The organism is Vibrio sp. 1249-1, from assembly GCF_033340495.1.
This window is the reverse complement of record NZ_JAWOWJ010000517.1, coordinates 1-711: the sequence shown is the minus strand read 5'-3', so window position 1 is coordinate 711 and position 711 is coordinate 1. Positions and strand designations below refer to the sequence as shown.

Here is a 711-nt window from a genome sequence, read left to right as displayed (position 1 = left end):
ATCACCAGATTCGCCGTACACGCCATCGCTTATCAGCTTCCTGACCCAGAGCCCTCGTGAATTGAGCCCACGGATGCCGGAGAACGTCAGAGCCATGAAGCTCGCTCTGGAGGCCCTCATCAAACAAGAGGTCATAAGCGACTACGACGCGAACCAGATCAAGGATGGCCGCAGAGTCATCGACGTGCGGTACGTCATAAGGCCTCATGAGAACTTCGTGAAGCAGGTGATGGCGTCCAACAAGCGTAAGCAGCAGACAGAGCTACGGGCCATCAAGCAAGGCATGATCGACCACGACATCATTGATGAACCCCAGCGTAAGGGGAGGTAGCCACCAGAAGCTCCCAATACCCCAGGGAAAAGAAAGATAGGCGCGTCAGCGCCTTTTTTTATGCCAGAAGAAAGCGCACAAGGTACGCCCACCAGGCAGGACCGGAAACGGAATGCCTCCGCATATGGGGGAGCTGCACGGATAGAGCGAACGTGACCCCAGATGCAGCGTGGGCTGGGGCTCTATATATGGGATCGCTGCACGGTAGTCGCAAGCTGAGTCTCAGTATCGTGCAAGCGTAAGCCACGACGAAGGATAAGTGCCATGCTGCTCCAGTGGTTCCCGTAGAGTGGTTCCCGTAAGGTATTGATAGTTAAAGGGTGCGGATGTGGGGGACCTGCACGTTATGCGATTTGATATGTGGGTACGTTGCCCGCAAG

The 711-nt window shown here is 55.6% G+C and carries 1 pseudogene; it reads left to right on the top strand.

The window, feature by feature from the left end:
- A pseudogene (locus R7Z50_RS27345) lies at positions 1-331 on the top strand (plasmid replication protein); the annotation flags it as partial.
- Between the last annotated feature and the right edge of the window lie 380 nt (positions 332-711).